The organism is Rahnella sp. ChDrAdgB13 (assembly GCF_017655185.1).
Classification (GTDB): domain Bacteria; phylum Pseudomonadota; class Gammaproteobacteria; order Enterobacterales; family Enterobacteriaceae; genus Rahnella; species Rahnella contaminans.
In genome coordinates this window covers 1-6,420 of record NZ_JAEMGT010000149.1, presented here as the reverse complement: position 1 = coordinate 6,420, position 6,420 = coordinate 1, and the positions used below count along the sequence as shown (strand labels likewise).

Annotated in this window: 11 protein-coding genes and 1 pseudogene; all 12 read right to left on the bottom strand. The window is 52.2% G+C overall.

The window, feature by feature from the left end; all coding sequences use genetic code 11:
* Positions 1-57 precede the first annotated feature (57 nt).
* On the bottom strand, positions 58-846 hold the full coding sequence (locus tag J8X26_RS25355; protein WP_208952345.1) for a hypothetical protein: 789 nt from the start codon (positions 844-846) through the stop codon (positions 58-60).
* A 494-nt stretch (positions 847-1,340) separates the two neighbouring features.
* Positions 1,341-1,463 (bottom strand): hypothetical protein, encoded by a 123-nt coding sequence (locus tag J8X26_RS27940; protein WP_280118847.1) that lies wholly within the window; start codon positions 1,461-1,463, stop codon positions 1,341-1,343.
* 183 nt (positions 1,464-1,646) lie between these two features.
* A complete protein-coding gene (locus tag J8X26_RS27935) occupies positions 1,647-1,772 on the bottom strand; it encodes a hypothetical protein (RefSeq protein ID WP_280118846.1) in 126 nt (41 codons plus the stop codon).
* Positions 1,772-2,278: a phage tail assembly chaperone gene (locus J8X26_RS25350; RefSeq protein WP_208952344.1), complete on the bottom strand. Its 507-nt coding sequence runs from the start codon at positions 2,276-2,278 to the stop codon at positions 1,772-1,774. Before J8X26_RS25350 ends, J8X26_RS27935 begins: the two co-directional genes overlap by 1 nt.
* Positions 2,278-2,706 (bottom strand): DUF3277 domain-containing protein, encoded by a 429-nt coding sequence (locus tag J8X26_RS25345; RefSeq protein ID WP_208952343.1) that lies wholly within the window; start codon positions 2,704-2,706, stop codon positions 2,278-2,280. The genes J8X26_RS25350 and J8X26_RS25345 overlap by 1 nt, the downstream gene beginning before the upstream one ends.
* Before the next feature lie 2 nt (positions 2,707-2,708).
* Complete coding sequence (locus tag J8X26_RS25340; protein WP_208952342.1) at positions 2,709-3,836, bottom strand: DUF3383 family protein; 1,128 nt, start codon at positions 3,834-3,836, stop codon at positions 2,709-2,711.
* Between the two features lie 2 nt (positions 3,837-3,838).
* A complete protein-coding gene (locus J8X26_RS25335; protein ID WP_208952341.1) occupies positions 3,839-4,390 on the bottom strand; it encodes an LIC_12616 family protein in 552 nt (183 codons plus the stop codon).
* Positions 4,293-4,643 (bottom strand): hypothetical protein, encoded by a 351-nt coding sequence (locus J8X26_RS25330; RefSeq protein ID WP_208952340.1) that lies wholly within the window; start codon positions 4,641-4,643, stop codon positions 4,293-4,295. The genes J8X26_RS25335 and J8X26_RS25330 overlap by 98 nt, the downstream gene beginning before the upstream one ends.
* Positions 4,640-5,218: a hypothetical protein gene (locus J8X26_RS25325; protein ID WP_208952339.1), complete on the bottom strand. Its 579-nt coding sequence runs from the start codon at positions 5,216-5,218 to the stop codon at positions 4,640-4,642. Before J8X26_RS25325 ends, J8X26_RS25330 begins: the two co-directional genes overlap by 4 nt.
* Positions 5,219-5,238: 20 nt before the next feature.
* Positions 5,239-5,715, bottom strand: coding sequence for a DnaT-like ssDNA-binding protein (locus J8X26_RS25320; RefSeq protein ID WP_208952338.1), 477 nt, complete (start codon positions 5,713-5,715; stop codon positions 5,239-5,241).
* 48 nt (positions 5,716-5,763) lie between these two features.
* A pseudogene (locus tag J8X26_RS25315) lies at positions 5,764-6,168 on the bottom strand (major capsid protein); the annotation flags it as partial.
* A gap of 10 nt (positions 6,169-6,178) precedes the next feature.
* On the bottom strand, positions 6,179-6,420 hold a 242-nt coding region (locus J8X26_RS25310; RefSeq protein WP_208952337.1), incomplete at its 5' end, for a hypothetical protein.

Sequence of the window (6,420 nt, the reverse complement as noted above, 5' to 3'; positions counted from 1 at the left end):
CTACAGGATCGGGAATGTGGTGATCTGATCCTGATTACGGCCAAAAGTTCGATTTATTCAACAAAGCCCTTCCAGTTCGGCAAATAAACCGCCGTTCATGATGTCATTCTGAAAACTGAGCCAGTCACTCGAAATACGGGAAATTAACCCGGTGAACGTCTTGCCGTGAGCGGCCATTGTGCCGTCGAACCGGTCACGCAGAATTTGCATAAACTGATCTGTGGCTTTTTCAGCGTTATTAAAATCCAGTTTGACCGGGATTTTTTCACCGGCTTTGTTCACGTACGACCCTTCATACACCCGGTTTTTACCTGCACCGGCCAGATTCACAATCGGTGACAACACACCGCCTGAGTGATAGCGCCCCTCGATCAGTTCCCCCAATCCCTGAGGCAACAATTTTCCGGCTTCAGGCAATGCGGCCATCGTGTCACCCATCGCTTTCAGGGCAGCAGTGGTCGGATCGATGCCGTTATTTTTGAGCGCCATAAACGTTTCTTTTGCCGCATCAAAGCCCATTACGGGATTGCTTTTGGCAAACGCCCACAGCCATTTGAATTTTTCTTCCCCCTCTGCAGCGGTGGTATACATCGACTCGAAAGTGATTTTCGCATCTTCCATTTCGCGCGCCGTGTGCACAAACTCTGCGCCCATGCCTTTTATCAACGACGCCCCTTTTTGCAGCGCACTGGAAAGCAGGTTAGCGGCGGTGATAGTGCTCAACAAAGAATGACGGGTGCTCTCGCCGTGGTCGCCGATGTGTTTGAGCTGTTCATCAAATGCCTGCCCGCCACGCAGATCGGCTTTGAAACCCAGGCCATAGAGAAACTCATCAATAAGTGCCATAATTCACCTTATTACTCAGTGTGATTATTTTATGAGGAAATTAAAATGTCTTTTACCGGGAAGAGCCCAGGCGTTATCGCTCCGCAGCCATTTTACGGGCGCAGAGGGATGGGGAGAATGGGTTTAATTTGGGGGATGATTGGGGGCGTTTTCCTCACCGGGCTGGTACTGCTTATCCTCCATCACAGGGACACAATGAATAATGCACTGGACACGGGACAGTGTCTCCTCACAAAAACAGGGCCAGGAGTTGCAACCACACTTAAGCACACCGTGCGTCTATGCTACCGATGGATGTTTAACGCGTGCGGCTGATCCGCCTTTAGCCACCCCAAACTCACCCCACCACAAAATGGAGTGCTCCGTGGCGCCAGGCGATCAGTGCCGCAATACCCAACAGGCTACAGACGTAATACAAACCAAAAAGTATGATGATTAAATGCGTTTTTTTATGTTTTATACTTTTATTGCTCAACATGACAGCCGTTCACCCGTTACTCAAACAGCCAGTGCCCATAGGTAAAAAACTCACCGAGTTCGCTGATAACAACGACATAAATAAGCGCAGCAACAAACAATACGGGCAGGGTGTTTTTATCATCAAATAAACGATTCATGTCTTTCTCCTTGTATTATGGCAATCCGAAAAGTCCCCATACTGAATAAATCACGAGGCTGTACCAGCACATTGGCTTATGAGGGTTATTATAACGCACGGTTATCAATCGGATTTAAACAGACATTGAATGGCTTTCAGTGTTTTGAACCGCCCCGACTGCAGGTCAGGGACAGGCTTTTTTTTATTCTTCACTCCCCATGTCATCGTCACGCGCTTTATCAAACGCTGCAATCGCATCATGAAAATCCAGTAAATCACGCAGGTTATACACCGTTCTCAGTTCATTGAGGCTGGCATATTTGCGCATCACGGGTGCCCAGATAAACCAGTCGAGGCCGTTTCCGTCGTCGTGTCGGATAACGCTGGCTCGCCCACCGCTTCCCGCGCTTTTTTGATGAATTCCAGCATCGCCCCCATCCCCGGAAACAAACTCCCCAGCGTGGCGCGGATACCAGTAAAAAAATCCTCGAACTGGTACAGCGCCCCCTCGACCAGTAACTGAGGGAAATGCGACCGGTACTGATTAAAATGGGTTCCAGCCTGATCAACAAGTTTAAAGGGCATACTGCCGTCTTCGGGCTTCACGACGGTCGAACCAATAACCATCTCCTGCAGCGCGGCCAGTTCTTTACCGTCCATCACCGAGAACGCCAGCGCAATGGCCGTCGCAATCGAACCATCGCCCCCGTTGCTCATTTTGCTGCGACCTATGGCGCCGAGCATCAGCTGCAGTTTCTGCCAGCCCTCCATCGCGTTGACCGGCGTCATGACGTACGTCACATCATCAAGCGTGATTGTTTTCTTCGCTTCCATTACTGATCTAACCCCTCTGCCAGCATGACGCTCACGGATTTAAACCCGATCGCCCAGGTGTTCGGATTGTGCTTTGCACCGCGTAAAAACGTCGGCAAAGTGGTGAAATATCCCTTTGAGCCGGTCGCTACGTCTTCATTGAGCAAATCCGTAATGATCAGGCTGAACGGCGTGAAGGATTTTATGCTGCTGCGCTGCAGTGCGGCCTGCTGGCTGAGCCAGGCGTTATCGCTGTGGTGCTGCAACATCTTCATCACCAGAATGCCACTGCCGTCCGGGTTCGCCACCCACACGGCGTCATGAACGCCCACGGTGTATTCCCCCAAATCAGCATTGTTTTTCAGGGAAATAGCGTCGGTGTCGGTGGTAAATCCTTCAATGGAACGCTCATTGAGCATTAGGTGGATTTGTTTGATATCGAAAAGCATGATTAGCGCCCCGTATTCACTGTGATTTGCGCTGAATGCATCGCGCCATCCAAAATGGCACACACCGTAATGGGCGGGCATTTGCGGTTCTTTTTGTCGTCCGCTGACAGATTGGCGACTGGTTCAGGGTAGATGTAATAGCCTTTTTCCAGATAGTCGCCGGTAGACAGTGCCCCGACGTTATCCCCTTCCCAGTACCCGCCATCGGCGAACAGCCCGTTATTTTTCCCCATCAGCATGACCTTATCGATCCAGCCGCACAGGGTACGTACGCCACGGTCTGACTGAGAGAGTTTTTTCAGCAACGACAAATTATTGAACACGTTGGTCTGAATTTTGTTTTTCAGCCAGTCCAGACCGATGACTTCATCAGCCCAGTACACCTGCCCCAACATCCAACCCTCAGCCATCATCGCCTTGGTCCCGAAATCGGTGTAATAGTTGATGCCCAGATCGTCGAGTTTTCCCGAAATGGTGTCATCGATGGAGGTATCTGACGTCACACCCGGCAGCGCCTTAAATTTCAGGGTCAGCATGGAGTCACTGGCGCTGAAATTAATGGAGCACAGTAGCGCCGCGGCAGAGATGACGGAAGACGGCCCCGGATCGTTGAGCGTCTGGTCGGCCAGCAGCAACGTACGGTAATACTGCGTCTCTGCCAGTTCTTTGATTTCCGCCAACGTGCTTGCGCTGATATCCGTCAGCGTGATCCCCTGAATTTTCGCGGATGCCTGGATCCACGCGCACGCTTCTTTCAGCTCATCGGCGGCCAGTTTGACCCCGACGGGAATACCACAATACCAGCCATCCCAGACGGCATTTAATGTGGCGTAGGCCTCGGCCAGTGGCACCGCATCACCGCTGGAATCTGTATCCCACGGCGCCACATACAAATACTGCGGACGGCTGGTTTGCTCAAAGAAAATTTCAGCCGTGCCGAGCAACGCGTTATCGGCATCTGGAAAATCGGCCTGAAACGCTTTCAGGGTCGAATATTTTTGATATGCATCCGTTAACAAAACCGGGTAACCCGGCGTGAAAATCATAACGGTGCCGAAATCAGCGGCCGAGACAACATCCCCCGGCGGGTTAACGGTGACGCTGATAACAGAGTCGATAGTTCGGGACATGATTAATCCTCATGAACGGTAAAAGAGATGGAGTTGGAACCGTCGGTGACGGTAATTGGAAATTCCTGCATGTCGTTTTGAGAAATGCGGTACCGGTCGGTGTGGGAAAGCGTCAGCGTCATCACGGCGCGTTCCTCCCACCCGCCGGGAATGCCTTCGGATACGTTGCGGGGGAGTGTGTAGCGCGGGCAACTGGTGCCTATCCCCGATAATCCAGACATCCCCGGCGTCGAACCCAGCCAGGCGGCGTAAGCCCTGAGAACGTGCATGGCGCCATGACCGAAAGCCTGGACGCTGACCTGCAGTTCGACGTGCTGAGAGATTTCCTCCGTATCGGCATCGATTTGTTTACGATTGGGGAGGCCTAACTCGAGAGCGGAGATTTCACGCAGGGTGATAAACGGGCTAGTCGGAACGGCGGTGCCGGTGTCGCTCAGGCGAACATCGAAACCTTTTTCAGAATTGCCCAAAGCCCCCGCCGTCAGGGCTTGCAGTTTTGTCAGCTCGAACCGCGACAGCGTAGAAATAGCCATTGTCAGAAAAGTCCTGTGCATGAACGACGCGCCAGTTTTCAGCGTGCCAGAGGATCACGTCGCCGAATGACAACCGACCGGCGGCCAGCGCCACAATCGCATCCTGCAGGCGAGTACCTTCGGGAGTGAATTCCAACGCGTCGGCATCCGCGGGATAAATCACGCCCTGGTTACGGCTTTCCCCCGCCGGCCGCCAGTTGTTCGTTTCCGGGTGCGTAACGGTAAATTTCCGGCTCATGCGCCCTTTGACTACCCGGCGAACGTTCGGGATCATTTGCTGGCTCCGTCTATGTCGGTAATAAAGGTGATGGCCTGGAACATATCGCGCGTATCAATCAGCGGTGTGTCCTTCCCGCCTTTGCTACGTGCTGTTGAAGGCAGATTGGGTTGAAGATGCCCGTCAGTGAATGCTTGCCGTAATTTTGTCCTGATCCGACTGCCAACGAGCGTCATCGCTTCTTCTACCGTGATTTTCCCGTTCAATACCGCCGTTGCGCGGACTGCCATTTCTTTACGGAAATAATTATTCTGGTGGAATGTGTAACGAAAAATAGAACGTTCCGGGATTGTGATGGTGTGGGCAGGGATCCGATGGAATGACTGAAAATTTCCTTTTTTTCTGAACCGGCCATTATAGGCGAACGTCCCATCAGCACGGATGCGCCTGGTAATGCTGCCCGTTCGTTCAGGAACATGAACGGTGCCGCCATATTCATGCAGTTGCATCAGACCCGCATTTCCCATTTCGAGTCCGTCTTTTCTGACATTATTTTCACGAGGGATCCCTACGCGAACACCGGCCTGTTTCAACGCGGCGGTGTTGTGCAGCAATTCACGCAGCTTATCCATATTCGGTCTGTCGCTCATTATCAGACCCTCATTGCGAAAGTATTGATGGCAACCGAGAGCAGGCCACGCAGCACCCCATCAAGCCAGGGAAAATACAGTTCACCGGAAGCATCATCAGCAAATTGAACCGACACCTTGCCCGCCGTCTCAGTGGTGACGCCCTTCGTAAAACTGGCATCGAGCGCGCCATCCTGCGCTTCAACCGCCAGCCGACACTGAGCCTGAATCACCTGACTGGGTACCGTGTGCGGATCTAACATTTCATCGTCGATGAGTACGTGACGGCGCGGCCACGGCAAGTGCTGGCCTTTTTCTGCACGCGCTCCGATCCAGTTCAGGCCGTTCAGATAATCGAGCGCCTGGAATAACAACGTGCCACATTCATCGCTATCACTGGGGATGTCATAACCACGCGACGCTGCAAACCGCGTTAAATCATCAACGTTGGCGTAACTGTTGAAATCAGGCGAAGCGGGATCTGTATTGATAGTGATCATCGTGCCTCCTAAAAAGAAACAGGGCCGAAGCCCCCTTTGGTTTTACTTTTAGCTAGATGAACCACTGTCGAGATTAATCAGCACGCCAGCCGTGGACTTATCGTCCTTGAAATGCTTGGTCCAGTTGCCTTTGGTCCCAATTTTCGTGATATCCGGGTTCGCGCCTTTCGCCGTCGCCCAGCTGTACCCCAGCAGGTCAATGTTCACCGTTCCCTCAGCGCGGTAGCCGATAGCGAGGTTCTCCTGGTCATTGATCGGATATGAACGGAATCCCGGCGCCTGAGATTCGGTAATTTTCACCGCATTCGGCACCAGACCGAGGATTGCATCAGCCGGACACTGGTCGGTCACCAGCACAGGTTTGCCCAGCGTTCCCGGCTGGCCACCGTAGACCACCACTCCGGCCTCTTCGTACAGCTTGTTTTCAATCGCCTGGTCAACGATGTCAAAATATTGCAAAACATTATTTAATCATCTGATTATTAATAATTTTCATAAATACAGGAAAAAATCTAGTCCCTGACTTGCTCCGAAAAAAATCCCGCACATGGCGGAAATGACTAATTAACCAATGGCGTGAACGGTACCCCAATAAAAAACCACATGCGCGAGACAGTGGGCCGAATGGATGAACGGCGGGGTTATGACTGTGTTCGGGGTGCTGGCTGGCGTGATGCTTTTGCGCAGAATGCGGAAGTTTTTGGA

What these genes read in the sequence shown, in the direction of transcription:
- J8X26_RS25355 (WP_208952345.1), bottom strand. Translation starts at nt 846, where the DNA reads ATGGCACTTATTGATGAGTTTCTCTATGGCCTGGGTTTCAAAGCCGAT.
- J8X26_RS27940 (WP_280118847.1), bottom strand. Translation starts at nt 1,463, where the DNA reads ATGAATCGTTTATTTGATGATAAAAACACCCTGCCCGTATTGTTTGTT.
- J8X26_RS27935 (WP_280118846.1), bottom strand. Translation starts at nt 1,772, where the DNA reads ATGCGCAAATATGCCAGCCTCAATGAACTGAGAACGGTGTATAACCTG.
- J8X26_RS25350 (WP_208952344.1), bottom strand. Translation starts at nt 2,278, where the DNA reads ATGGAAGCGAAGAAAACAATCACGCTTGATGATGTGACGTACGTCATG.
- J8X26_RS25345 (WP_208952343.1), bottom strand. Translation starts at nt 2,706, where the DNA reads ATGCTTTTCGATATCAAACAAATCCACCTAATGCTCAATGAGCGTTCC.
- J8X26_RS25340 (WP_208952342.1), bottom strand. Translation starts at nt 3,836, where the DNA reads ATGTCCCGAACTATCGACTCTGTTATCAGCGTCACCGTTAACCCGCCG.
- J8X26_RS25335 (WP_208952341.1), bottom strand. Translation starts at nt 4,390, where the DNA reads ATGCACAGGACTTTTCTGACAATGGCTATTTCTACGCTGTCGCGGTTC.
- J8X26_RS25330 (WP_208952340.1), bottom strand. Translation starts at nt 4,643, where the DNA reads ATGATCCCGAACGTTCGCCGGGTAGTCAAAGGGCGCATGAGCCGGAAA.
- J8X26_RS25325 (WP_208952339.1), bottom strand. Translation starts at nt 5,218, where the DNA reads ATGGATAAGCTGCGTGAATTGCTGCACAACACCGCCGCGTTGAAACAG.
- J8X26_RS25320 (WP_208952338.1), bottom strand. Translation starts at nt 5,715, where the DNA reads ATGATCACTATCAATACAGATCCCGCTTCGCCTGATTTCAACAGTTAC.